Genomic DNA, 25,463 nt, shown 5'->3' with positions numbered 1-25,463 from the left:
ATTACTTCTTAACTTTCCTGTTGTAGTGCCTCGAGCTCTTCCCAGCGCTCAAAAGCAACTTCAAGCTCCTGCTCTGCTGCAGATAGCTTATCTAAAACTGGTTGTGTCTGCTCTACAGATTTTGAAAAGAAGCTTGGATCGTTGACTTCTTCCTGAAGAGTTTCAATTTGAGTTTCCAATTCTTCCAAACGCATTGGTAGCGCTTCTAGTTCTCGTTGTAGCTTATACGATAACTTCTTAGGTTTAGCCTTAACTGGCGCAGTTTTGGGAGTTTCCTCAACTACTTTCTCAGGCTTTGATGGCTTTTCAACCTGTCGGTACTCTAATGCTTGCTTTCTTTGCTGCTGAGCATCGTGGTAACCACCAACAAATTCTTCAATAACGCCATTACCCTCAAAGATCCAACTTGTCATCACTGTGTTATCAACAAACTGACGATCGTGACTCACTAAAAGCAGCGTACCCTGATAGTTGGCAAGCAAATCTTCTAAAAGTTCCAAAGTTTCGATATCTAGATCGTTGGTTGGCTCATCGAGAATCAACAAGTTGTTCGACTTAAGGAAAATACGCGCCAATAACAGACGGTTTTTCTCACCACCAGATAGTGCTTTAACAGGAGTGCGAGCACGTTTTGGAGAGAATAAGAAATCTTGTAAGTAGCTTAGAGCATGACGCTCACGGCCACCTACGGTCACTTCTTGCTTACCATCCGCGAGGTTATCAATTACAGACTTCTCAGGGTCTAGAATTTCGCGGTATTGGTCAAAGTAAGCGACTTCAAGCTTAGTACCACAATGCAAACGACCTGAATCAGGCTTAAGCTGGTCAAGAAGCAGCTTAAGTACCGTACTCTTACCACAACCGTTAGGACCAATCAGAGCGATACGATCGCCACGCATGATGTTGAAGCTGAAGTCCTTAACAATTTCTTTGCCTTCAAAGCCAAAGTTAAGATTCTCAGCTTCAAATACAATCTTGCCTGAACGCTGGCCATCGTCGATCTGGATAATCGCTTTGCCCTGCACTTCACGACGGTTCAAACGTTCTTCACGTAGCTTCTTAAGCGCACGAACACGGCCTTCGTTACGAGTACGACGAGCTTTGATGCCCTGACGAATCCAAACTTCCTCTTGAGCAAGCTTCTTATCGAATTCAGCGTTTTGCATTTCTTCAACACGAAGCGCCTCTTCTTTCTCAACAAGGTAATTTTCGTAATCGCCCGGGAAAGAGCTCAATTTACCGCGATCAAGATCGACAATACGTGTTGCCATCGATTTAATGAACGCACGGTCATGCGAGATAAAGATGATTGAACCGCGGAAGTCTTTCAGGAAGCCCTCTAACCATTCAATGGTTGCAACATCCAAGTGGTTAGTCGGTTCGTCGAGTAGAAGCACGTCAGGGTCACATACAAGCGCACGAGCAAGTGCCGCTTTACGTTGCCAACCACCAGACAAATCTGTCAGTTTGGTTTCAGCAGTCAGCTTAAGTGCTGCCAATACGTTACTTACACGATCTTCAAAACGCCATGCATTAGCATGATCCAGTTGTTCTTGAACGCGAGTAAGGCGGTTTAGATTCTTTTCACTTGGGTCTGTCGCGATGAGATCCAGAAGATCATGATAGATCTTCAGCTGTTCGCCGATTTCAGCAAGGCCACCAGCAACATAGTCATAAACTGTACCTTGTTCATTACGCGGTGGATCTTGTTCTAGACGAGACACAACCACATCTTGCGTGATTTGCATCTTACCGTCGTCCATGATGATGTTTCCAGATAGGATTTTCATCAATGTCGACTTACCAGCGCCATTGCGCCCTACTAAACATACACGTTCGTTTTCTTGCAGCACGAAGTCCGCACGATCTAATAATGGGTGATCACCAAACGCTAATTGCCCATTATGAATTGTAAGTAATGCCATTCTTCTTTAACCAATCATTAAGTTCTAACAAGCCAAATGGCCAGTTAAGCTCTGAGCTTTGAGAAAGGTCAGAGCTTTCAAATTTGAGCACCGGAATAGTGACCCCGTAACGGGAAAAGAGCTCATCATCAAATGCAATGTCAACAACGTTGACGTGATGGCTAATGTTTAACTGTTCCGTGAGTTGGAATGCCATCTCACATAGATGGCACCCTTCTGTACTGTAGAGAGTCAGCACTATATATCCTTATACGATCTCTTAACTACTTATGTGTAATCAACCAGCAGTTATGAATGTGCTTATTGCGAGAGAAGTCCAATGGAAGTGTCTTCGCTGAGATATTCTGAGCCTTAAGACCTAACTCATCTAGAGCTTCCAAGTCCATTTTGAAGTGACGCTTGTTGTTAGAGAACACAATCGTGCCTTCTTCACGAAGAAGACGTTTAAGGTTTTCCATCAGCTGAATGTGATCACGTTGAACATCGAAAGATTGATCCATACGCTTTGAGTTAGAGAACGTAGGTGGATCGATAAAGATCAGATCATAAGAACCCTGCTCTTTAGCTAGCCATTGTAGACAGTCAGCTTGAACAAACTGATGTTGACGACCAACACGACCGTTAAGCTCCATGTTCTCTTTCGCCCACTCTAGGTAGGTATTAGACATATCAACAGTAGTTGTAGAACGAGCACCACCCACAGCAGCATGAACAGATGCACTTCCTGTATAAGCAAACAAGTTTAGGAAATCCTTACCTGCGGCCATCTCACCGATACGACGACGAGTGATCTTATGATCTAGGAACAACCCGGTATCTAGGTAATCATGAAGATTAACAATCAGCTTAACGCCATACTCGTTCACTTCTAAGTTCGATGAGTCTTGAGCCAATTTCTGGTATTGAGAACGGCCTTTCTGTTTCTGACGAACTTTAAGCACAACGTTGTTTGCTTCTACGCCTGTTACTTGAATAGAAGCACGGATGATATCGGTTAAGCGACGTTTTGCCTTCTCTTCCGGTACATCTTTAGGCGCTGCGTATTCTTGAATCACAAGGTGACCTGGGTATACATCAATCGCTACATTGTATTCTGGTAGGTCAGCGTCGTAGATACGGTAGCAATCTAATTGCTCTTTCTTAGCCCACTTGCCAATTTTACCGATGTTCTTTTTAAGACGGTTCGCGAAATCAGGTGCAATCAATTGTTCTTGCTCGCCTGATGGACGCTCTGACATCGGACGATCTGAAATTGAGTAGTTCTTTTGGTGACACGGTAACGCACCGTTGTTCAACTTGAACTGTTTATCTGCACGCATGCGTAAGCAGCTTAGTAGCTCGTCTGAGCTAGAGAAGATAGATGCGTTACAGCCACCAAATTCAGCTTTAAGCTGTGCACCGAATGCTGTGTAAAGTGCAATAAGACCCGGCTCGGTACCAAGACGCTCACCATAAGGTGGGTTAGAAACAATCACACCATCAGTAAACTCGGTAGGACGCTTAAGTTTTGCAGCATCACCTACTTCGAATTCAATCAACTCTTCAACACCAGCACGACGAGCATTGTCACGCGCTGTTTTGATCATGCGTTCGTCGTTGTCGTAACCATAGAACTTACATTCTACTTTCTTAACGCCACGACGACCTTGAACGTTCGCTTCAGCTTTAACTTCAGCCCAAAGCTCTGGTTCGAAATCTTCTAGTGATTCAAAACACCACTTCTGGCGTTTAACACCAGGAGCCATGTTTGCAGCCATCATTGCCGCTTCAATCACTAACGTACCTGAACCACACATTGGATCTAGGAAAGGTTTCGTTGCATCCCAACCACTACGGAGAAGAATCGCTGCAGCAAGCGTCTCACGCAGAGGTGCGCGACCTGATTCTGGACGGTAACCACGTTGATGAAGACCGCTGCCAACCATATCAACACCAAGAATCGCTTTATCACGGTGTAGACGAACGTGAATACGAACATCTGGGTTCTCTTTGCTGATAGAAGGACGAGGCAGAGATTTCTTCTCAAAGCAATCAACAACGGCATCTTTTACTTTCATTGCACCGTATTGGCTATTACGGATTTCGTTGTTCGTACCATTGAAGTCAACAACAAAACGCTTAGAGCTATGGAATTGATTTACCCAGTTAACCGCAGTGGTTGATAGGTACAAATCCATGTCGTCCATACAAGTGAATTCAGAAAGGACACGTACAAATCGAGAAGCCAAACGGCTCCACAAACAACAACGATAAATTTGCTCATTGGTCGCTTTGAATTTAACACCTGCTTGAACAGGTTTTGCGTTTGTAATCCCTAGTTGGGTTAGTTCTTCAACTAATAAATTCTCAAGGCCGTTTGAGGTAACCGCTAGATATTGATTCATAGTGTTCTTTTATTGATAAAAATGAGTTCGATTATACCTGAATTTGTAACTAGAGCATCACACTAAACACGTCTTTTCATTGAATCTTTCGACTAACTGGCTAGCAAATGCACAGTCTTGAAGCGATCGCTTACCCACATCCCCTTAGAACATAAGACCTATCAAACCAACTTCATTTCTGACCATTTATTAACCAAAGCAGCGATGTGAATTTATATTCACCTCAAAACTGGTATATACCAAATGAGATTTATGGGTGAAATTTAACTACAAAAGACCAAAAACAGGGAATAAAGACGGTAGATTTACTCTTCTGGCGATGAAAACGGGCAGAAATTAAGGTGAAAAAATAGTCGTAAGTTCACTATTTAAATGGTTAAGCCGTGATGTATTTATCAGGATGAGGTTTTTTAGGCACAAAAAAATCGGCTAATGAGCCGATTCTGAGGAAGGTTTATACGTTTGTGTGCTGCGATGCGTGGTTGAAATGATGTGCTAGATTAGAGGTTAACCTACCATCGCTATGTGTGTCTGATGAAGGATAGCGTTCGCGTCTACCATTCTATCGTGCATCACCTTGATTGAGTCTCCAAATCGCAGTCCTTTTGAAGGCGTTAACAGGAACTCTTCTAGGTCAACAAATGCACATAGGCTCGCACACTCTCCCACTTCTAATACAATGAAATACCCTAAGCTATGCTCGTTATTCATTTGTACAATATCCCCTTCTTGAGGATATTCATGGCCAGTACCTTGTGAGTCGAAGAACCAACTCTTAGGCTGTACAGGCTTATGGAAACGCTTTGCTGCCACACAATAGAGTGCTAATTCAGCTTGACGAGGCTCAGACAGTTCTAAGCCAGAAATTTGTTCTTTGAAGGTTTGGTATGAAGATGCGTCATCAACGGTGAATTCATTATCTCGAAACGCGCAGTCCACCAGCTTATTTCGGACCAGATTCGTTTTGAAAATCATATCCTCTCCGAGGTTTAGCATTAATGAACATTGCTGCTCATCGTAATACCAACTCCATGTATCGCTAGGTTTAAGCATCATTTCGTCTCACACTGTTGAACCATTCCATTAGGTAAAACGCAAAATTACCTTCAATTACAGTAATTTTACTGAGCAATAGGCAAAAAAAAAGAGGAAATGAATTCCTCTTTCTTATCGCTTTTCTCTACAACTCAGTGAGTTACAGTGTCTCTTTTAGTAAGACGATGCCAGATTGTCGCTTTTCAAAAATAAAAGCAATTTTCAGCTTATAGATTTTTAACGATGTCGCCAACTAGGCCTGGGCCTTTGTAGATGAAACCAGAGTAAACCTGTACAAGCTTCGCGCCCGCCATCATTTTCTCTTTTGCAGCAACATACGAGTCAACACCACCTACTCCAATGATCGGCAGTTTGTCACCCAGCTCTTCGTGAAGTTTACGAACTACTTCAGTACTACGAGATTGAACAGGACGTCCACTTAGGCCACCCGCTTCATCACAATGTTTCATACCTTCAACGATTGAACGATCCAATGTTGTGTTTGTTGCGATCACACCATCGATCTTATTTTTGATCAATGATTCACAAATTTGGCGAATTTCGTCGTCGCTTAGATCCGGAGCAATCTTAAGAGCAAGAGGAACATATTTACCATGCTTCTCTTCCAGTTCAGATTGTTTCGTTTTAAGTTCAGACAATAGATCGTCTAGAGCTTCGCCGTATTGTAGAGAACGAAGTCCTGGAGTGTTTGGTGAAGAGATGTTCACAGCAATGTAACCAGCGTATTGATATACCTTCTCCATACAGATCAAGTAATCTTCAGCGCCCTTTTCAATTGGTGTGTCTTTATTCTTACCAATGTTAATGCCTAAGATGCCATCGTAGTTCGACTTCTTAACATTCTCAACAAGGTTGTCGACGCCTAGGTTGTTAAAGCCCATGCGGTTGATGATACCTTCAGCTTCTACAAGGCGGAATAAACGAGGTTTGTCGTTACCCGCTTGTGGACGTGGAGTCACTGTTCCTACTTCAACGAAACCAAAACCCATTGCGCCAAATGCATCAATACATTCGCCGTTTTTATCTAGGCCGGCCGCTAGGCCAACTGGGTTTTTAAAAGTAAGACCCATGCACTCTACAGGTCGATGAGGTAATTGTTGGCGATACAAAAGATCAATTGGTGTGCCTGTGAAGCGTTTGAAATTTTGAATTGCAAGATCATGTGCCTTTTCGGCATCAAGTTGGAAAAAGCCAGTCCTGGCTAGACGGTAAAGCATTGTGCCTCCGATAGAAAAAAGCCCCGTGTAAACGGGGCGATATTATTTACTTATTTACCCAACTATTCAATCTATTACTGTCTGTAAGGGTAAGATAATCGAGTTTGCTAACGAATGAGGTTCATTATTAAGCAAACGTTATCGTTTCTTCAGGTTATTAGCCCATTTCTAATCTCAACCTTAGTACAACCACCAGCTCACTTAACAACAAACAACGTGTCCGTCGAGGTTGGTCCTTCAAAAATCGTAAGTTCTATTGATTCCACTTTACCGAAACGAAAAAGGCAGACCTTGTGGCCTGCCCTTATATTTTTCGTTTTGTCTAGTGACTAATCTTTCGACATGCAGTTTAGATTCAACAGCATCAATTCACGCAGTGCTACTGAGAACTTAGCAAACTCATGAACAGAACCTACTTTGAATTCGTTTAGGATGCTTTCCCAACGATGTAGAGAAACAGAGTTACTTTCCATCCAGTCATCAAGCGCTTTAATCACATCGATATCTGAAGCACAACCACAGTTAAGTACTTGACCAGTTAACTGGCGTTGCTGCCAATCCAGATCTTCTCTGAATGCTGCACGCGCCAGTGCTTGCCAGTTGTTGTCTATAGCTTGGCCATTGATTTGCTTCAAGAACCAGTGCAGTGACAAACGGTCGCCTAGGTTGAAGTAAAGCTTAGACGCTTGCTGTACTGTTTTACCTGTTTCACGAGCCACTGTGGATATATCCAGTGCTGAGTACAGGCTAGACAAACGAGCCACTGAATTAGCCAGCTCAGCGTTTACACCTTGGTCAATCCATACTTGAGCCATTGCTTGATGCTCTTCTACTTCTGAAGCCACTAGGTTTTCATCCAGCTTCTCAGTAATTGCGACGACATCACCTTGGTAAAGCTCAATCAATGCATTCACTGACTGTTTACCGGTACGGTTTCTTAGCAACCAGCGTGCTAGACGACGAAGCGTACGACGTACATGGTAAAGCAATTCGTATTGAGCTTCAGAACTTGAGATGTTGTCCAGTTCACGGATGCTCTTCAATACCTTACCCAGGCCGTAGATTTCACGTGATGCCGCGTAAGCATTCGCAATATCAACAATGTTCGCGCCCGTCTCTTCTTGCAAGCGAGTCACGAAGTTACAGCCCATCTCGTTAACCATTTGGTTAGCAAGCGCAGTCGCAATGATCTCTGCACGAAGTGGATGGTTATCCATGTGCTGAGAGTAGTTACGGCGTAACTCTGTTGGGAAGTATTGCATCAGTTGTTGAGCATGGAACTCATCATTCGCAATGTCATCACTCACAAGATCTTCTTTTAGAACCATTTTACCGTAAGCGATCAATACTGATAGCTCTGGTCTTGTTAGTGCTTGGCCCTGCTTCTCACGTTCTAGCAGCGTTTCGTCATCTGGGATGTATTCCAAACCACGGTCTAAGTACCCGGCTTTTTCCATTGTGTGGATAAAGCGGATTTGCTCTTTCACTAAGCCTACACCTTGATGCTCAGTAACAGAGATAGACTCAGCTTGGCAGTAAGCGTCGTCTAGTACGATTTCACCTACTTCATCTTCCATAGATTCAAGAACTTGGTTACGTTGCTTAACGGTAAGATCACCATTAGACACCAAGCCATTCAAGAAGATCTTAATGTTAACTTCGTTATCCGAGCAATCTACACCACCAACGTTATCGACAAAGTCAGTATTAACTCGACCGCCCGTTAGAGCGTATTCAATACGACCCAATTGAGTCATACCCAAGTTACCGCCTTCACCAACAACCTTAGCTTTCAGGTCACGGCCATCGATACGTAGCACGTCATTTGCACGGTCACCCACATCGGTATGAGTCTCACTAGAAGACTTAACGTAAGTACCAATACCGCCGTTCCAAAGTAGATCAACTTTCATAGACAAGATCGCTTTGATCAAGTCGTTTGGTGCCATTGATGCTTTCTTGGTACCCAGCATTTTCTGAATTTCTGGTGTCAAAGAGATAGACTTCGCTCGGCGAGAGAAGATGCCACCACCTTGAGAAATCAGGTCTTTATTGTAATCTTCCCAACTTGAACGAGGCAGATTAAACAGACGGTCACGCTCTACCCAGCTTGATGCTGATTCTGGATTCGGGTCAATGAAGATGTGCATGTGGTTAAACGCAGCTTGCAAGCGAATGTGCTTAGATAGCAGCATACCGTTACCAAATACGTCACCCGCCATATCACCCACACCAATGGCAGTGAAGTCTGTGCTTTGACAGTTAATACCCATTTCGCGAAAGTGACGTTTAACCGATTCCCAGCCACCTTTCGCCGTGATACCCATGGCTTTGTGGTCGTAACCGTTAGAGCCACCCGATGCAAACGCATCACCTAGCCAGAAGTTGTACTCTTCAGCTACTGAGTTCGCTAGATCTGAGAATGTCGCGGTGCCTTTATCGGCTGCAACAACCAAGTATGGGTCATCTTCATCGTGACGAACAACGCTCTTAGGTGGGATAACCTCACCTTCAATGATGTTGTCTGAAACGTCTAGCAATGCACGGATGAAGCGCTTGTAACAACGTTGACCTTCAGCAAAGATCTCGTCTCGGCCAGACATCATGTGTTGACGCTTACAAACGAAACCACCTTTAGCACCAACCGGTACGATAACCGTGTTCTTAACTTGTTGCGCTTTAACTAGGCCTAGAATCTCAGTACGGAAGTCCTCTTGACGGTCTGACCAACGTAAACCACCGCGTGCTACTTTACCGCCACGTAGATGAACACCCTCAATATCTGGTGCGTAAACGAAGATCTCAAACGCAGGAACCGGCGCAGGGATATCTGGAATCTCGCTTGGTCTCATTTTCAGAGCCAACCAAGGTTTAGACTGCTTATTCTCGTCTACTTGGTAGTAGTTAGTACGAAGCGTTGCAGTGATCATTTCCATGTAGCGACGAATGATACGATCATCATCCAAGCTTTCTACATGATCCAACTGTTCAGTGATCTTCTTAATAAGATCTTGTTGGCCTTTTACGCTGCCCTTCAGTTTCGGGTTAAAACGCTTGCCGAATAGGCTCACTAGCCCTTTCGCTAATTCTGGGTAATGAGACAATGTGTCTTCAATGTATTGTTGGCTGAATGGGAAACCAACTTGACGCATGTAACGAGCATAAGCACGTAAGATTGAGATTTCACGGCCAGAAAGACCAGCGCCAAGTACTAAGCGGTTGAAACCATCGCTGTCTAACTCACCCGCCCAGATTGCCGCAAAGGCTTGTTGGAAAAGATCGCGAGCTTCACGAAGATCAATGGTCTTATCGCTCTTGTGCAGCATAGAGAAATCAAGGATCCAATAGGTCACACCGTTGGTTTTACGCACTTCATATGGAGATTCACCGATAACGCGTAGGCCAAAGTTTTCAAGCATTGGCATAACATCAGAAAGGTGAATTGGCTCATCGCTGTGATAGAACAACTTCAAACGAACGGCTTTTGAATCTGCCGCTTCTTCTTGAGGACGGTAGAAAAGCATACCCAGTTTGTTGTCTTCACTTAGCGCTTCTAAACGTTCAATGTCGGCAACAGCAGAACCTGGCATCATGTCTTCTTTGTACGAACGTGGGAATGCACGCATGTACTCTTTCGACAATGGAAGACCTTTGCTTTCACCGAAGTTTGCAATGATAGATTCAGACAGACGGTCATCCCACGTAGACGATACTTCCATTAAATTTTGCTCAATTGTTTTCACGTCCACATCCATGTTGTTGTTATCAACACGAACAATATAGTGCGTTCTTGCTAGCGGGCTTTCAGAGAAGTACGTTGTAAATTCAACCTCTTCTTCACAACCAAAGTACTGTTTCAAGATGCGCTGTGTTTGGCGACGAAGCTCAGTGTTGTAACGATCTTTTGTTACGTAAACCATGCAGCTAAAGAAACGACCAAACGGGTCTTTGCGAACAAACAGACGCAGGAGATCGCGATCTTGCATTTGTACTACGCCCGTACCGACTTCTAGTAGCTCTTCTTCTCGAGCTTGCAGCAGTTCATCACGTGGGTAATTTTCAAGAATGTTGTGCAAAGCTTTGTAAGAGTATGACCCCTCACGGTAACCACTCGCATTTAGGATACGCTCTACTTTCTCACGAACTAGAGGAATCGTTTCAACGGTTTGGTTATAAACAGCAGAAGTGTAAAGACCAGTAAAGCGGTGCTCACCAATGACCTTACCGTTCTTATCGAATTTCTTAATACCAATGTAATCGTTGTAAGCTGGGCGGTGAATGCGTGAAGCCGTGTTGCCCTTGGTTACGATAAGCACATAAGGCTTTTTCGCTTCAAGACGTGCCGAATCAGAAAACTCAGATAGCTTAACGTTACGTACACGATCTGAGTTCGCAAACAAACCAAGACCTTGCTCCTTGGTCGGTTGCAGTTCAGTGTCGCCGTTAACTGAAACTAGGTCATATTCCTTATAACCCATGAATGTAAAGTTGTGTTCACCTAACCAACGAAGAAACGCCAACGTTTCATCAAAACGTTGGCCATCTACAGGAATGCTCTCTTTCTGCTTTTCTACTTGATTGGTTACTTCTTCAAGTCGTTCTACCATCTTCAACCAATCGTTCACAACTAAGCTAGTATCGGTAAAGATATCCAGCAGTTCCGTTTTAAGAGCTGTCATTTCAGCTTTACTGCTAAGACGGTCAACCTCAATATGGAAAAGCGATTGGAATGCACCTTCGTTATTGCTTACACCGACAACACTGCCCTTATCTGAGCGAGAGATTTGTGTTGGGTTATGAAGCATAAGGTGAGAAGAAAGGTCTAGGCGAGTCAATGCCATTTTTACGGAATCAACAAGGAATGGGCTGTCTGGAACGACTATCTCAACGATAGTATGAGTAGACTGCCAACCTTGACGACTTACCGTCGGGTTGAAAACGCGTACAGAGATTTCGTCGGCTTTCTTTTCATTGATGTGATGCCATAAGCTAACTACAGCACCGTATAAATCGGATTCGTTTCTCTGAGTCAGATCGTCGTGAGAAACGTTACTAAACAAGTGTTGAGCAAGTTGAGTTACGAGAGGTCGATGAGCAAGGTCAAGTTTGTCTTGAATCAGCTTGTAAACTTTTTCAAGTAAAACTGGAACCACAGTTTCACGTGCGGTCATAGTCACACTCCACAATTAGAATTATATTTTATTATTAGGGGGATCACTTAATCTGGTGTTTGAAACGTGCCGTTGAGCGCTTTTCTACTAACGAGTTAAGCAAAGGTAATGCATTCATTTATTGTAAAAGCATTATTGAGAAATAGTTAATTATTTTGGAGGTGGTAAGAGGTGAAATGTTTGATTATGTGATTAAGATTCCTTTTAACTCACTAGGCATGCCAAGGTTTACAGAGCTTCTAACTTAATAAACTTATTTTTTTGGTCAGTTGTCAGCCTAAACTGCCCTCTAACCCCTATTTGTGTAAGAAATGGTCTGAATCGAGTTGCAGGTAACTGTAAGCGTAAACCTGTTGTTGTTATCACTTGAACTTTACTTGCCGTACCAGAATAGCTGGCCAAAAACTGCTGATATGAGATGTTAAGTTGGAAAATATAGCGATTCATACGATACCTGTATAAATATACAGTGCCAGTGTTTTTTGGCACTTTTAGATGTCTGACGGTGAAACTGAACTTGAAGCTGCTCTAGCTTATCGAAAATTCGATGAACCAGAAACAAAAAATCAGTGGCAGATATTCTCTACCACTGATGACCTTTCGTTGTAGCAAACAGTTACCTGAATGCGCGCTGACTTAAGCCTCTAGTGCTTTCGTCACTTTCTCAAACAAGTCTTTTGCTAGGTTGTCCATGTTCTTTAGCGTCTCTAGTTCTTTTTTGATCAGAGCTTGGCGTTCATCGTCGTACTTACGGAATTTAAGAAGTGGATCAATCAGACGTGAAGCCACTTGCGGGTTGCTGCTGTTCAGTTCACGTAAGATCTCGCCTGCAAATGCATAGCCTTGACCAGACTTGTCGTGGAATTGAACCGGGTTCATGTTTAAGAATGAACCGACCAAGTTACGGGTACGGTTCGGGTTCTTCAAACTGAACGCCTGGTGCGACATCGACGCTTTGATCACTTCAAGTGCGTTTGAACTTGGGTTTGTACCTTGCAATGCAAACCACTTATCCATAACAAGACCATCGTGTTTCCACTTGTCACTGTAATCCACCATCAAGGTTTCACGACATGGTAGTTGTGCACTGTTTGCCGCGCCCATTGCTGCCATCGTATCTGTCATGTTATTCGCTTGTTGATACATCGCAACAACCAAGTCATTACCCTGCCCAGTATGAGCTAAGTAACTTAAGCAAACTTTACGTAGAGTACGCTTACCAATCGAATCGTGATCGATCGTGTATTCTGTTAGTGCGTGGCTGTGATAAACCGCCGCTAACTCGTCTTCAAGTTCTGCAGCTAATGTAACTTTCATCGAGTTAAGAACCGATGCGACCGCATCAATATCAACACGCTCATACCAACCTGATACTTCATTGTGGCTTGGTAGAGAAAGCATTTCTGCAATAAACGCAGGCTCTAGTGAATCACTCAGCAGTACGCCACGGAATGCATCAACAACAGAATCAGAAAGCTCAAACGCTTGACCCTGTTGAACCTTCTCAACGTTACTGCGGATGTACTTCGCTAATAGCATTTGACCCGCATCCCAACGAGAGAACTCATTGCGTGCATTTACCATTAGGAAGATCAGTTCTTCATCTGAGTAGTCATATTCCAATTTCACTGGCGCAGAAAATTCACGAAGTAATGATGGGATCGGTTGCTCAGAAACGTTTTCAAACACGAACGTTTGCTCTGCTTCTTTCACATCTAATACATTATGAACTGGCTTACCGTTACATTGTAACTCAACAACTTCACCCGCAGCTGTGTACAGCTCGATATCAAGAGGAATATGCAGAGCCTGCTTTTCCGTTTGCTCATGAGTTGGCGCTGTTACTTGGCGAGTTGTTAGCGTGTACTGTTTCTTCTCTGCGTCGTACTTACTTTCAACAGACAGCGTCGGCGTACCAGACTGGCTGTACCATAAGCGGAACTGAGATAAGTCAACGCCCGACGCATCTTCCATTGCCGCGACGAAGTCTTCACATGTTGCAGCCGTACCATCGTGACGTTCGAAGTACAGCTTCATGCCTTTTTGGAAACCATCTTCGCCCAACAATGTGTGGATCATACGGATCACTTCACTGCCCTTTTCGTACACGGTCAAAGTATAGAAGTTATTCATTTCTATCACTTTTTCTGGACGAATTGGATGAGACATTGGGCTAGCATCTTCTGCAAATTGTGGACCGCGAATGATACGTACATTGTTAATACGGTTTACTGCGCGAGAACCAAGATCAGATGAGAATTCTTGGTCACGGAATACCGTTAAGCCTTCTTTCAGACTTAACTGGAACCAATCGCGACACGTCACTCGGTTACCTGTCCAGTTGTGGAAATATTCATGGCCGATTACTGCTTCAATACCTAGGTAATCTGTATCCGTTGCAGTTTGGTCGTTTGCTAGAACGAACTTCGAATTGAATACGTTCAAGCCTTTGTTTTCCATCGCACCCATGTTGAAGAAATCAACGGCTACGATCATGTAGATGTCTAAGTCGTATTCAAGATTGAAACGTTCTTCGTCCCACTTCATTGAGTTAATCAAAGAAACCATCGCGTGGCTCGCACGGTCTAGATTGCCCTTATCAACAAAGATTTCCAGGTCAACTTTACGACCCGATTGTGTAGTGTATGCGTCACGAAGTACATCAAAGTCACCCGCTACTAAAGCAAACAAGTACGCTGGTTTTGGATGTGGGTCTTGCCACTTCACCCAATGACGACCGTTTTCAGCTTCACCTTCATCTACACGGTTACCATTACTTAATAAGAATGGGTTCTCTGCTTTGTCTGCAATTACCGTTGTAGTGAATTTCGCCAACACATCTGGGCGATCCATGTAGTAAGTGATACGGCGGAAACCTTCAGCTTCACATTGAGTACAGAACGCGCCACCCGACTTGTACAAGCCTTCAAGTGCACTGTTCCCTTCAGGGTTAACTTCGGTAACGATGGTTAGAGTAAATTCTTTTGGAAGGTCATTCAGCGTAAGTTGAGTTTCAGACTGTTCATATTGAGTCCACTCTTTACCTTCTACCAAAACAGAAACCAACTTCAAGCCTTCACCATCAAGTACTAATGTCGTGCTGTCTTTCTCCTGCTTAACACTAGAAACAGCCGTAACAATGGATGCTGAGTCGTACAAATCGAAAGTAAGATCGATTTCAGAAATCGTGTGAGATGGTGATTGATAATCTTTACGATACTTGGCTTGAGGTGTATGTGCCATGACGGGTTCCTTTTGATCGTTATACGTAATTATTTTTTAACTGTATATATCTAAAGGTTGAGCGCCAATAAAACAAGGGGAATATTAAAAAAAGGAGGCATTGTAAGAAAATGCCTCCATGTTTTGCTATTTTATCAATCAAATCAGACAGGAACGCCTAAGAAATGAACTGTGCACAATATTATCAACGAGTACGCCGTTACTGCTAAAACTCACGATTATCGAATGCGATTGAGTACCGCAAACATATCTCCCTCTTCACCTTGCAGCGTTAACACATCGCTGTTCAGTGTATATCGAGTGCCGTGTTCACCGTTCTCATAAAGTAACACTAGTTGATCGCCTTCTGTGTAATACACCCCGCGACGAATGACTTCACCACCTTCTTCATCTGATACTCGGAACATGAATATAAAGTCCGGCTGAAGGACTAAATCCATTTTTTGAATGTTACTCGCACGTAGATCGCTTCCAGACAGTTGGGCACTTGACCAGATTCCCGCCAATGCATTTGGCAAGGCCTTAGTGAACATAACACCGTTAAGATTCAGCATGTTGTGATTACTGCTGTACGCGTAAACCTGAGGTTCTGAGGTATTCAAACCCAAAATAATCGTGTCTTCATTGGCGTTATACAAACCTTCCCAATGATCGACACTGTAGTCTTTCTTTTGGATATCGATAGTGAATGAGTAGTTTGAATCAAGAGTGAGCTTGATCGCTCTAAAGTTTTCAGTGCCTTGCTCAGGATCAGGATTCATCAAATACCAATCACCAAGCAGCAAAGGAAGGTCAAAATGAGATAGATTACTATCACTTTTTGATTGTTGGTTACTCGAAGCGACCTCGCTCCCAAAAGCCACAAAACTTAAACAAGATAAAAATAGTAGAATCCATTTCATAAGCGTCCCCTCGTTTTCTTTAAGCTTAGGCACGTAATGAATAGAAAGCGAAAAAATATGATCTAAGTCACTAAATTTTAAGTGCGAAGTAACTTAAATGTCATTATCACTCGAAAAATAATACTTAAGTTTAGTTATTTTTACAGTGTACTTCACAGCCGAAAATCAAATAACAGTGGTTCTGCAGCAAGTTAAAAAGCGAGGAAGCATGCCGTTAACATGACATTATTCGAGGCAAGAACACAGGTACAAAAAAAGCGAGCCTAAGCTCGCTTTTCAAATAGTACGTCTTTAAACAATCACCTTATAACAGGTATTTTGTTTATTTCTTGATCATATCCAGCATGATAGCAACTGATTCATCAAGATAAGCATCCGGGGCTTCGTAGTCTTTTGGAATATCATCCAACGTTTTAAATGCCTCTAACTTAGCGGCTTTTTGACGTTGGTTAATACGCTCTAGACGAAGCGCATCCGCATCATCACTCTCTTGTTGACGAACCTTTTCATTCAGAGAAAGGTCATTGTCGTCTTTATCTGCCTTATATTTTTCAATATCTTGCGCGATAAAGCCAAATTCCATGTCTGTTGCGATACGAGCTTCGTGTTTAGCCGTCAACGCTGCGATCTGCTCATCGTTACGCTGTAACACTGAGTACTTCGCTTTGTCGATGCTGTCCCAAGGAAGAGCGTTGTCTTCAACACTTTCACCAGTATCTGCAGGATCAATTGGCGTTGGGTAAGCAATATCAGGTACTACACCCTTGTTTTGCGTACTACCACCATTGATTCGGTAGAATTTTTGGATTGTGTATTGAACGTAGCCTAACTCTTTATCGAACAAATCATAAATATGATTCAAAGAGCGATGCTGTTGCACCGTACCTTTACCGAAAGAGTTTTCACCCAAGATAATTGCACGGCCATAATCTTGCATCGCTGCTGCGAAGATTTCAGACGCTGAAGCACTGTAGCGATTCACCAATACCGTTAACGGGCCTTGGTAACTGATTTGACCATCAGTATCGCTGTTCACTTTGACACGACCGTAGCTATCACGAACCTGAACAACAGGTCCTTCTTTGATAAACAAACCAGAGAGTTCAGTTGCTTCAGTCAGTGCACCACCACCGTTGTTTCGGAGGTCAACAATAATACCTTCAACACCTTGCTCTTTAAGCTCGGTGATCAGTTTATCGGTATCTTTAGAAAGGCCAACGTAGAAACTTGGTACTTCTAATACACCAATTTTCTTGCCGTCTTTCTCGATCACTTCTGATTTAACAGCGCGGTCTTCTAAACGAATCTTATCGCGAACAATTGTGACAACGTGACTTTTTGCATCTTTACCATCTGGCAAGATCTGTAGCTTAACTTTGGTCCCTTTAGGGCCTTTAATAAGTTGTACTACATCGTCTAAACGCCAGCCGATAACATCAACAATTTCTTCGCCATCTTGACCAACACCAACAATGCGGTCTCCATCACTCAATTGTTTGCTGTTTGACGCAGGGCCACCAGCAACTAAAGAGCGAATAACGGTGTAGTCGTCTGTCATCTGAAGCACAGCACCAATACCTTCTAGAGATAGGTTCATCTCAGATTGGAATTGTTCTGCATTTCTTGGAGAAAGGTAACTTGTGTGAGGATCAACTTCACGCGCAAATGCGTTCATGTAGATCTGGAAAGCATCTTCATTATGCGATTGCGTAATACGCTTCATCGCATTGTTGTAACGCTTTTCCAAAACTTCTTGAATCTCTGGCCACTCTTTACCAGTAAGTTTTAGATTCAACGCATCATATTTAACGCGTTTTCTCCAAAGCTCATTCACTTCAGCGATATCTTTTGGCCACTCAGCTTCACTACGATTGAGCTCAATACTTTCATCGGTATCAAACTTAATCTCTGTATCTAGCAAAGACAATGCATATTGAAAACGTTCAAAACGCTTCTGCATAGACAGATTATAAACATCGAATGCAATCTGGTTATTGCCCGATTTCAGCTGATCATCAATTTGTTTAGATGACGCAGAGAAAGAGTCAATATCAGCTTGAGTGAAGATATTACGATTATAATCCAGCATCTCTAAGTAACGATTAAAGATAGCTTGAGAGAAATCATCGTTGAGATTGAAGTGTTTATAGTGAGAACGAGTAAATCGAGAAGTAACACGTTTACTAGCAGTTTCGTGTTGGACCTCAGGAGCGAGTAGAGGTAAATCGTCCTGATCTAATTTGGCTTCAAGAGCCTGAGCTGAAGCTGCTAGCCAAAAGCTAGCAGCAATCAGTGTCAATTTTGAACGGCATTTCATGCGTAGGAGTATCTCCTTTAAGCGCGCAAGTGCTCCGCTTTAACAACCATTTGTAGGCCGTTTGCTAACTGAACACGCACATCTTCCTTATTGATTTCAACAATGGTCGCAGCCATGTTTCCTTTACCCATGTTCACATTTACTTCTTTGCCAGCGATGAATTCGTCAGCGTTCAAAGCGCGTGTTTCTACAGGCTTTTCTACTTTTGGTGCTTTAGGCGCTTGACGACGAGGCTGTTGAGCTTTCTTCGCCTTAGGTTTCGCTTTGCCTTCTTCACGAGCTTTTTGTGCTTGTTCTTTACGACGAGCCTGAACTTTCGCTTTGCTTTCTGCAAGTGTAGCTTTAGCGTGTTCAACGTGCTCTTCTTCTAGTGTGCCACACGCGTTGCCGTCTAGGTCAACACGTTCTGCGCCAGCTTTTACGCCGTGCAGGTAACGCCATGATGATGTGTACTGTCTTAACGCTGCACGAAGCTGAGTCTTACTTACTTTTTCGTCTTCATTTAGACGTTCAGCAAGATCTTGAAAAATACCAATTTTAAGTGGCTTCGCTTCACCTTCTAGAGTAAAGCATTTAGGGAAACATTCAGCAATATATGCGATAACTTCTTTGCTGTTTTTTAACTTTTCAGTGTTTTCCATGTGGGTTCCTGGTTTTTGCGGTTTTCCGCGAGCATTAAGAAAATATTTTTACGTATTATAGAGAGATGCTTGGGAAAAACCACAGTAAGAGAATAATTTATGCCTTGTTCGCGTGCGAATTAAGCAGCTTTTCCACTTCTGCCATGAAAAATGTTAATCCGTCCTCGTCAATTTGAGAAAAACGACCAACATTTGGGCTATCAATATCAAGAACGCCCGCGATTTTTCCGCCAATCGAGAACGGAATAACGATTTCTGAGTTACTTGCAGCGTCACAAGCGATGTGACCTTCGAACTCATGAACATCATGAATGCGCTGAACTGTATTCGACGCAACCGCAGTTCCACACACTCCACGCCCTACCGGAATTCGCACACAAGCAGGTTGACCTTGGAAAGGACCCAGTACAAGTTCGTCTTTTTCCTTAGCTTGATCCTGCTTCATTAAATAGAAACCCGCCCAATTCAAGTCATCCAATTCCATGAATAATAATGAACTGATATTAGCAAGATTAGCAGTTAGATCGGTTTCTGATTCAATTAATGCAACGGCTTGTTTGGTTAAGCGTTGGTAATGTTCTATTTTCATATTAACTTCCAATTAAATTGAGACTTCCATTATCAAGAGAACGCAGTAGAATGCGGCCATCAAACTAAATAGGACTTATTCTCATTACAATGAACAATTCAGAAGACACTATTAGCCGTTCTTGGTTAATAACTCAAGTAAAAAAACACAAGTCCAAATTACTGTTTGCTAACATTATTGCCATATTTGCAACTCTCATTAGTGTCCCTATCCCGTTGCTCATGCCATTAATGGTTGATGAAGTATTACTCGATAAGCCCGCTTCAGGCTTAGAGATGATGAACCACCTACTTCCATCTTCATTACAAACACCGACTGGCTATATAGCACTAACTTTGTTGTTAGTGATTATCATGCGCTCCGTTAGCCAAGCGTTGAACATTCTGCAAGGGCGTCAGTTTACGCTTGTGTCCAAAACAATTACCTATCAAATGCGCAGCAAGATGATAGATAAGCTTGGTCGCATCAGTATTAGACAATACGAAACCAAAGGCAGCGGCGGTATCAACGCCCACCTAATAACAGACATAGAGACAATAGATAAGTTCATTGGCTCGACTCTTTCTAAATTTATCATCAGCTTCCTGACCGTGTTCGGTACAGCGATCGTGCTGTTGTGGCTAGAGTGGCGTTTAGGGTTGTTCATTTTACTGGTCAATCCTGTTGTGATTTATTTCTCCCGTAAACTAGGCAGCAGGGTCAAACACCTTAAGAAATACGAAAACCAATCTTTTGAGCGCTTTCAAAACCGTTTGGTGGAAACCTTAGATGGCATTTACCAACTGCGCGCGGCGAATAAAGAGCGTATCTTTCTCGATGAGCTTAAGGTTCAAGCAAACCAAGTAAGAATCGATGCCGACAAATACGCTTGGCAATCTGAAGCTGCTGGCCGTGTTTCGTTTCTACTCTTCTTATTAGGTTTCGAGCTTTTCCGTGCCGTCGCGATGCTAATGGTGTTATTCAGTGACTTAACCATTGGTCAGATTTTCGCGGTATTTGGCTACTTGTGGTTCATGTTAGGCCCAGTTCAAGAGCTACTAGGGATTCAATTCTCTTGGTATAGCGCGAAAGCGGCACTGCAACGCATCAACGATCTTCTTCAGTTAGAAGAAGAGAAGCGCCCTATCAGTAAAGTGAACCCATTTACTGAAGATCAAGAAGTGACAGTCGACATCGAAGACGTTACATTCTCTTACACATTAGAAAACACTGTTTTAAATAGGCTATCGCTGCACATCCCTGCAGGTAAAAAAGTCGCTTTGGTCGGTGCGAGTGGAGGGGGTAAATCTACGTTAATCCAGTTGCTGATTGGGGTTTACCAAGCAGACTCAGGTTGCATTCGCTATAACGGTGAAACAACCGACGACATCAGTTTTGATGTAATACGCAATCAAATTGCCGTTGTTTTACAACAACCTATACTCTTTAACGATACATTAAGGCATAATCTGACCCTTGGTGCTGAATACGACGAAATGTCGTTGTGGCGTGCGCTTGAAGTCGCTCAAATGCAAGATGTCATCAAGCAACTGAGCAATGGCTTAGATACACAAATTGGTAGGAATGGCGTTCGACTGTCTGGTGGTCAACGACAACGCTTAGCAATAGCTCGTATGGTGCTGAGCAATCCTAAGTTTGTTATTCTTGATGAAGCGACATCTGCACTCGATACAGCAACAGAGTCAGCACTGCATAAAGCGTTGAGCGAGTTTTTGAAAGATCGCACAACTTTGATAGTGGCTCATCGATTATCAGCGGTGAAACAAGCCGATCTAATCTATGTTTTAGAAGATGGACAAGTCACACAGACGGGAACACATGGTGAATTGGTTGAACAACAAGGACTCTATCAAACACTCTACGGCAGTGTGCAATCGCACGCCTGATGTTTGTGGCTCTGAGTCTTTAAGTCGGGTTGCTAACCTAACTTACGTTTCAACTTGGGAGGTCGCGTGACCTCCCCATCCGTAACCAACCCTTTATCAACAAAACACCAATGCGACAGCAGCTCAGTGCGTCTTTGCCAGGGCTGCGAACTTCCCGTAGATAAAATGGACATCCCTTTAGGGAAATCAGCTTACTGCCCAAGATGCGGAACTCAGCTTTATAGAGGCGGTACCCCTAGCCTCTCTGGAAACCTAGCAATCGCAATTACCTGCTTATTGCTGTTTATCCCATCGCACTTTTTTGAATTCATCAGTATTCGCCTGATTGGCGTCATGATACCCGCGACGTTACCATCGGGTGTTTTTACCTTAATGGGCGAAGGCTTTCCTCTACTTGGTTTGCTGATCCTGTTCTGCAGTTCGATCGCTCCGTTGCTCGTGTGCACCTCGGTACTCATCACTCATGCATCACTGCGTCTTAAGATCTTCACACCCTTTCGTTATGCATTAGCCATTATTCAGACTCTCAAACATTGGATGATGTTGGATGTGTTTCTGGTAAGTTTGGCGGTCTCATGTTTCAAACTGCAAGATTACTCTGACATTTTCGTCGGCCCTGGTTTGATTGGCCTGATTCTTCTGCAGCTTTTCAGCGTATTACTAGTAAGCCGTATCAGTGTACGTCGCTACTGGGAAGCTTGGGCAAAAGAATCCGACTACTCTTTTGCTGAGAGTAAGAACGTACACTGTCACAACTGTCACCTATCTCAGCCTGACGGTCATACTTGTGTGCGTTGTCACCATGACTTATACCACCGCAAGCCCTACTCTATACAGAAGACTTGGGCTCTGCTGTTTGCCGCATCTGTGGCCATTGTTCCCGCTAACGTTATTCCTATTTCTATCCTTATTACCAACGGTCAAAGGCTGGAAGACACCATCATTTCCGGTGTTGCTTCGCTGATTAATAGCGACATGTATGGCATCGCAGCGATCATTTTCATTGCCAGTATCGTCGTGCCCGTCGCGAAAATACTGGGCCTCGCGTACATCTTAATCTGTATCAAGATGAAGCGCGCCGTTTACCACAGGCAACGTATGACCATCTATTTCATCGTAAAATGGGTGGGAAAATGGTCGGTAATGGATCTGTTCGTTATTTCGATCATGATGACCTTGGTCGACCGCGGGCAAATTTTAAACTTTACACCAGGTTATGGTGCAGTCGCTTTTGGCGTCGTAGTTGTTCTCACGATGCTAGCAGCGGAAAGCTTAGATCCTAGGCTAATTTGGGATAACTACACCTCTAAAGATGAGTCAGTGAATGAACAACGATAACCAATCACAAACGTCATATTCACCAGAAGTAAGGAAAAACAAAGGCATCTCACCTTTGTGGATTCTGCCGATATTAACCGTCGCCTTAGCCGGTTGGTTGGTCATGAAATCGATACACGATGCTGGACAACGTGTGCAGATATACTTCTCAGATGCCGCAGGTTTAGTCGCAGGTCGAACAACGATTCGTTACCAAGGCTTAGAGGTGGGTATGGTGCGTGACATCACTTTATCCAAAGATCTATCGAGCATCTATGTCGATGCTGACATCTACCCAGAAGCGAAGAAGCTACTCTCAAAAGGCACACGGTTTTGGCTAGTAAAACCAACCGCTAGTTTGTCGGGTATCTCAGGATTGGACGCGCTTGTTTCAGGTAACTATATTGCTATCCACCCGAGCGAAACCAAACAAGACCCAGAAACCGTTTTCCAAGCGTTAGAATCCTCCCCTTCTGACTTACTGGCTTCTGAAGGTTTGAACATTTCACTGACGACCAAAGATCTAGGCGGTGTGTCTGTTGGTTCTCAAATCGTTTACCGCAAAATTCCAATTGGTGAAGTTTACAACTACCAACTAAACGACAACGCTAAATCCGTTACGATTCAAGCGTCGATTAAAGACGAATACAGCCATATCATCACCGACCAAAGCCGCTTTTGGAATGTCAGTGGTTTGGGTGCAAGTATTGGTTTTTCTGGTGTTGATGTTCGCTTAGAAAGCCTAAGTGCATTGCTTGGCGGTTCAATTGCGGTCGACTCTCCGGGAGAAGGCCAACCGGTTGAGATGAATACCAAGTTCAAGCTCTACCCAGATTTGAAAACAGCGGGTCGTGGTATCTCTATCAAGATCGCCGTTCCCGATGATAATAAGATCAGTGCAACGGGTGCTCCGATCATGTATCGAGGAATCGAAATCGGTCAAATCACTGACTTATCCTTAAGTGAAGGGCGCGAAAACGTCGTTGCATCTGCCGCTATCCAACCGGCATTCAGTGACTTTTTGAATAGCGGCAGTAAATTCGTTCTAGAAGAAGCAGAACTATCGCTTACAGGCATGAAAAATATTGCCAACTTAGTGACAGGTAACTTTTTAACCTTGGTACCGGGTGAAGGTGAAAAGGCGCGTCGATTTACTGCAATCCGCAAAAATGAATTCAGTCAGGAACAAGAGAAATCCGTTGCGATTCGCTTAACGTCGAACAATTCGTTCGGGTTAGATGTCGGTACACAACTTCTCTACAAAGGCATTGCCGTTGGCTCTATCATCCATGTGGGATTAGTTGATGGTGTTGGTACGGGCTCTGATAAACACGAAGTCTTCATGGATGCACTTATCGATAATGAGTACGCGCACCTTATCAAAAGCCACAACCGTTTCTTTGTGACAGGTAGTGCGACTGCAGAGCTAACCGAATCAGGCTTGAGTGTTACGGTCCCACCAGCAAAACAGCTTCTTACCGGCTCGATTAGCTTTGTGAGTGAAGGTAAATCTGAAGCTCGAACGGACTACCAACTTTTCCAAAGTAAGTCGTTAGCAGAAATTGCTAAGTTTAATCAGTCTGGTTCAAAGACACTTTCTTTGTTTGCCAGTGAGTTACCTTCAATTTCTAAAGGCAGTCCACTCCTCTACCGCAACCTACAAGTGGGTAGTATTTCTGATTTCCAGCTTGCCGACGGTGGCGTAAGAATCAAAGTCACAATCGAAAATCGTTACACGCACTTACTCAACAAGCACACTGTTTTCTGGAACCGATCAGGCGTTGAGGTTGATGCGTCGCTATCGGGTATCAGCATTAAAGCGGCACCAGTTAAAACCCTTATCCAAGGCGGTATTGCTTTTGACTCTCTGCCGGGAATCGACAACAAACTTGGTGACGTGTGGAAGCTTTACAAAGATTCAAAATCTGCTCGAAAATTTGGCCGCGCGATTACTATCACCTCTTCTGGCGATCAAGAAGTCAACAAGGGCATGGCGATCAAATATCAAGGTGTCACTGTTGGTGAGGTTACTTTGGTGATTCCGAACTTCAACAAGGGCGGCATTGAAATTACCGCGCGTATTTTACCTGAGTACGTCGACAAGATTGCCGTGACGAACAGTCACTTCTGGTTGGCAGAACCTGAGATTGGCCTTAATGGCATCAAAAACGTCTCTGCGCTGCTCTCTAAACACATCAACGTAGACCCGGGCAAAGGTGAAAGAAACACGAAATTTGAGCTTAGCAAAGGACCTGTGCAGCCTGAAGGCAAGATATTCCAACTGCAAAGCGAAACGCGCGGCTCAGTATCTGAAGGTACACCTATCCTATTCCGTGAACTAGAAATTGGCAGTGTTATAGATGTTCAGCTGGGCGAGTTTGCTGATCGCATCATATCTACGATTCAAATAGAACCTGACTACGCGTATCTAATCCGCGCAAACACCGTGTTCTGGAACGTGTCGGGCGTCGATGTCTCTATCGGCCTGTCAGGCGCAAACATCAAAGCCGGAACGGTAGACAGCTTGTTAAGAGGTGGTATTACATTCTCAACGCCACCGACAAATGAACTTCAACCAGTAGCAAGCGAAGATCAGTCTTTCTACCTCTATCCTCAAGCCGAAGATGAGTGGAAATCATGGAGAACCGCAATTCCTCGTCCATAGAGTGAACTCTCTGACGTTTCTGGAAGATTAATTCTTCATCAAAATGCAGCCATTAGGCTGCATTTTTGTTGTTTGCTGCAAATATGGTTTAGGACGGCCTCATTTTGCTTTAAACTCCCCCGCATTAATGCAATAAATCGAGATACTCTT

Annotated in this window: 15 protein-coding genes; 3 read left to right on the top strand and 12 right to left on the bottom strand. The window is 43.6% G+C overall.

The annotated features are described in order from the left end of the window. Positions 1-8: 8 nt before the first annotated feature. From AB4583_RS18635 to AB4583_RS18580, 12 genes are all read right to left on the bottom strand, one after another. Positions 9-1,925 (bottom strand): ABC transporter ATP-binding protein, encoded by a 1,917-nt coding sequence (locus AB4583_RS18635; protein WP_017068914.1) that lies wholly within the window; start codon positions 1,923-1,925, stop codon positions 9-11. Continuing rightward, a complete protein-coding gene (locus AB4583_RS18630) occupies positions 1,903-2,163 on the bottom strand; it encodes a glutaredoxin family protein (RefSeq protein ID WP_019823251.1) in 261 nt (86 codons plus the stop codon). Before AB4583_RS18630 ends, AB4583_RS18635 begins: the two co-directional genes overlap by 23 nt. A 25-nt stretch (positions 2,164-2,188) precedes the next feature. Further along, complete coding sequence (gene rlmKL, locus AB4583_RS18625; RefSeq protein WP_372118712.1) at positions 2,189-4,309, bottom strand: bifunctional 23S rRNA (guanine(2069)-N(7))-methyltransferase RlmK/23S rRNA (guanine(2445)-N(2))-methyltransferase RlmL; 2,121 nt, start codon at positions 4,307-4,309, stop codon at positions 2,189-2,191. A gap of 507 nt (positions 4,310-4,816) precedes the next feature. Further along, positions 4,817-5,365 carry a cell division protein ZapC gene (locus tag AB4583_RS18620; RefSeq protein WP_017063848.1) on the bottom strand — a complete coding sequence of 183 codons (549 nt, stop codon included), beginning with the start codon at positions 5,363-5,365 and terminating at the stop codon, positions 4,817-4,819. Positions 5,366-5,571: 206 nt separating this feature from the next. Continuing rightward, entirely contained in the window at positions 5,572-6,582 is a 1,011-nt protein-coding gene (pyrD, locus tag AB4583_RS18615) for a quinone-dependent dihydroorotate dehydrogenase (RefSeq protein WP_017063847.1), read from the bottom strand. Positions 6,583-6,911: 329 nt separating this feature from the next. Next, positions 6,912-11,753 carry an NAD-glutamate dehydrogenase gene (locus tag AB4583_RS18610; RefSeq protein WP_372118708.1) on the bottom strand — a complete coding sequence of 1,614 codons (4,842 nt, stop codon included), beginning with the start codon at positions 11,751-11,753 and terminating at the stop codon, positions 6,912-6,914. A 228-nt stretch (positions 11,754-11,981) separates the two neighbouring features. Further along, entirely contained in the window at positions 11,982-12,200 is a 219-nt protein-coding gene (locus AB4583_RS18605; RefSeq protein ID WP_081325156.1) for a DUF2835 domain-containing protein, read from the bottom strand. 189 nt (positions 12,201-12,389) lie between these two features. Then, complete coding sequence (pepN, locus tag AB4583_RS18600) at positions 12,390-14,996, bottom strand: aminopeptidase N (protein WP_372118705.1); 2,607 nt, start codon at positions 14,994-14,996, stop codon at positions 12,390-12,392. A 218-nt stretch (positions 14,997-15,214) separates the two neighbouring features. Beyond that, positions 15,215-15,898 (bottom strand): hypothetical protein, encoded by a 684-nt coding sequence (locus AB4583_RS18595; protein ID WP_017068918.1) that lies wholly within the window; start codon positions 15,896-15,898, stop codon positions 15,215-15,217. Positions 15,899-16,220: 322 nt separating this feature from the next. Next, positions 16,221-18,215 carry a carboxy terminal-processing peptidase gene (gene prc / locus AB4583_RS18590; protein WP_017068919.1) on the bottom strand — a complete coding sequence of 665 codons (1,995 nt, stop codon included), beginning with the start codon at positions 18,213-18,215 and terminating at the stop codon, positions 16,221-16,223. 17 nt (positions 18,216-18,232) lie between these two features. After that, on the bottom strand, positions 18,233-18,856 hold the full coding sequence (gene proQ, locus AB4583_RS18585) for an RNA chaperone ProQ (protein WP_017057223.1): 624 nt from the start codon (positions 18,854-18,856) through the stop codon (positions 18,233-18,235). A 97-nt stretch (positions 18,857-18,953) separates the two neighbouring features. After that, a complete protein-coding gene (locus tag AB4583_RS18580; RefSeq protein ID WP_017063841.1) occupies positions 18,954-19,445 on the bottom strand; it encodes a GAF domain-containing protein in 492 nt (163 codons plus the stop codon). An 89-nt stretch (positions 19,446-19,534) separates the two neighbouring features. Between AB4583_RS18580 and AB4583_RS18575 the strand changes: the two genes are divergently transcribed. From AB4583_RS18575 to AB4583_RS18565, 3 genes are read left to right on the top strand one after another with little or no spacing between them, the layout of a single operon-like run. After that, on the top strand, positions 19,535-21,331 hold the full coding sequence (locus tag AB4583_RS18575) for an ABC transporter ATP-binding protein (protein ID WP_017059690.1): 1,797 nt from the start codon (positions 19,535-19,537) through the stop codon (positions 21,329-21,331). A 54-nt stretch (positions 21,332-21,385) separates the two neighbouring features. Then, positions 21,386-22,669 (top strand): PqiA/YebS family transporter subunit, encoded by a 1,284-nt coding sequence (locus AB4583_RS18570; protein WP_372051793.1) that lies wholly within the window; start codon positions 21,386-21,388, stop codon positions 22,667-22,669. Next, complete coding sequence (locus AB4583_RS18565; protein ID WP_372106296.1) at positions 22,656-25,313, top strand: MlaD family protein; 2,658 nt, start codon at positions 22,656-22,658, stop codon at positions 25,311-25,313. The genes AB4583_RS18570 and AB4583_RS18565 overlap by 14 nt, the downstream gene beginning before the upstream one ends. Positions 25,314-25,463: the final 150 nt, after the last annotated feature.

Origin of the sequence: Vibrio sp. 10N.222.49.C12, assembly GCF_041475025.1 — a bacterium.
Lineage (GTDB): Bacteria > Pseudomonadota > Gammaproteobacteria > Enterobacterales > Vibrionaceae > Vibrio > Vibrio crassostreae_C.
The sequence above is the reverse complement of the archived record's forward strand: the minus strand, read 5'-3'. Positions and strand labels throughout refer to the sequence as shown.

Coding starts and splice junctions, on each gene's coding strand:
- AB4583_RS18595 (WP_017068918.1), bottom strand. CDS start 15,898: ATGAAATGGATTCTACTATTTTTATCTTGTTTAAGTTTTGTGGCTTTT.
- AB4583_RS18620 (WP_017063848.1), bottom strand. CDS start 5,365: ATGATGCTTAAACCTAGCGATACATGGAGTTGGTATTACGATGAGCAG.
- AB4583_RS18575 (WP_017059690.1), top strand. CDS start 19,535: ATGAACAATTCAGAAGACACTATTAGCCGTTCTTGGTTAATAACTCAA.
- AB4583_RS18605 (WP_081325156.1), bottom strand. CDS start 12,200: ATGAATCGCTATATTTTCCAACTTAACATCTCATATCAGCAGTTTTTG.
- AB4583_RS18635 (WP_017068914.1), bottom strand. CDS start 1,925: ATGGCATTACTTACAATTCATAATGGGCAATTAGCGTTTGGTGATCAC.
- AB4583_RS18580 (WP_017063841.1), bottom strand. CDS start 19,445: ATGAAAATAGAACATTACCAACGCTTAACCAAACAAGCCGTTGCATTA.
- prc (WP_017068919.1), bottom strand. CDS start 18,215: ATGAAATGCCGTTCAAAATTGACACTGATTGCTGCTAGCTTTTGGCTA.
- AB4583_RS18610 (WP_372118708.1), bottom strand. CDS start 11,753: ATGACCGCACGTGAAACTGTGGTTCCAGTTTTACTTGAAAAAGTTTAC.
- AB4583_RS18565 (WP_372106296.1), top strand. CDS start 22,656: ATGAACAACGATAACCAATCACAAACGTCATATTCACCAGAAGTAAGG.
- rlmKL (WP_372118712.1), bottom strand. CDS start 4,309: ATGAATCAATATCTAGCGGTTACCTCAAACGGCCTTGAGAATTTATTA.
- pyrD (WP_017063847.1), bottom strand. CDS start 6,582: ATGCTTTACCGTCTAGCCAGGACTGGCTTTTTCCAACTTGATGCCGAA.
- proQ (WP_017057223.1), bottom strand. CDS start 18,856: ATGGAAAACACTGAAAAGTTAAAAAACAGCAAAGAAGTTATCGCATAT.
- pepN (WP_372118705.1), bottom strand. CDS start 14,996: ATGGCACATACACCTCAAGCCAAGTATCGTAAAGATTATCAATCACCA.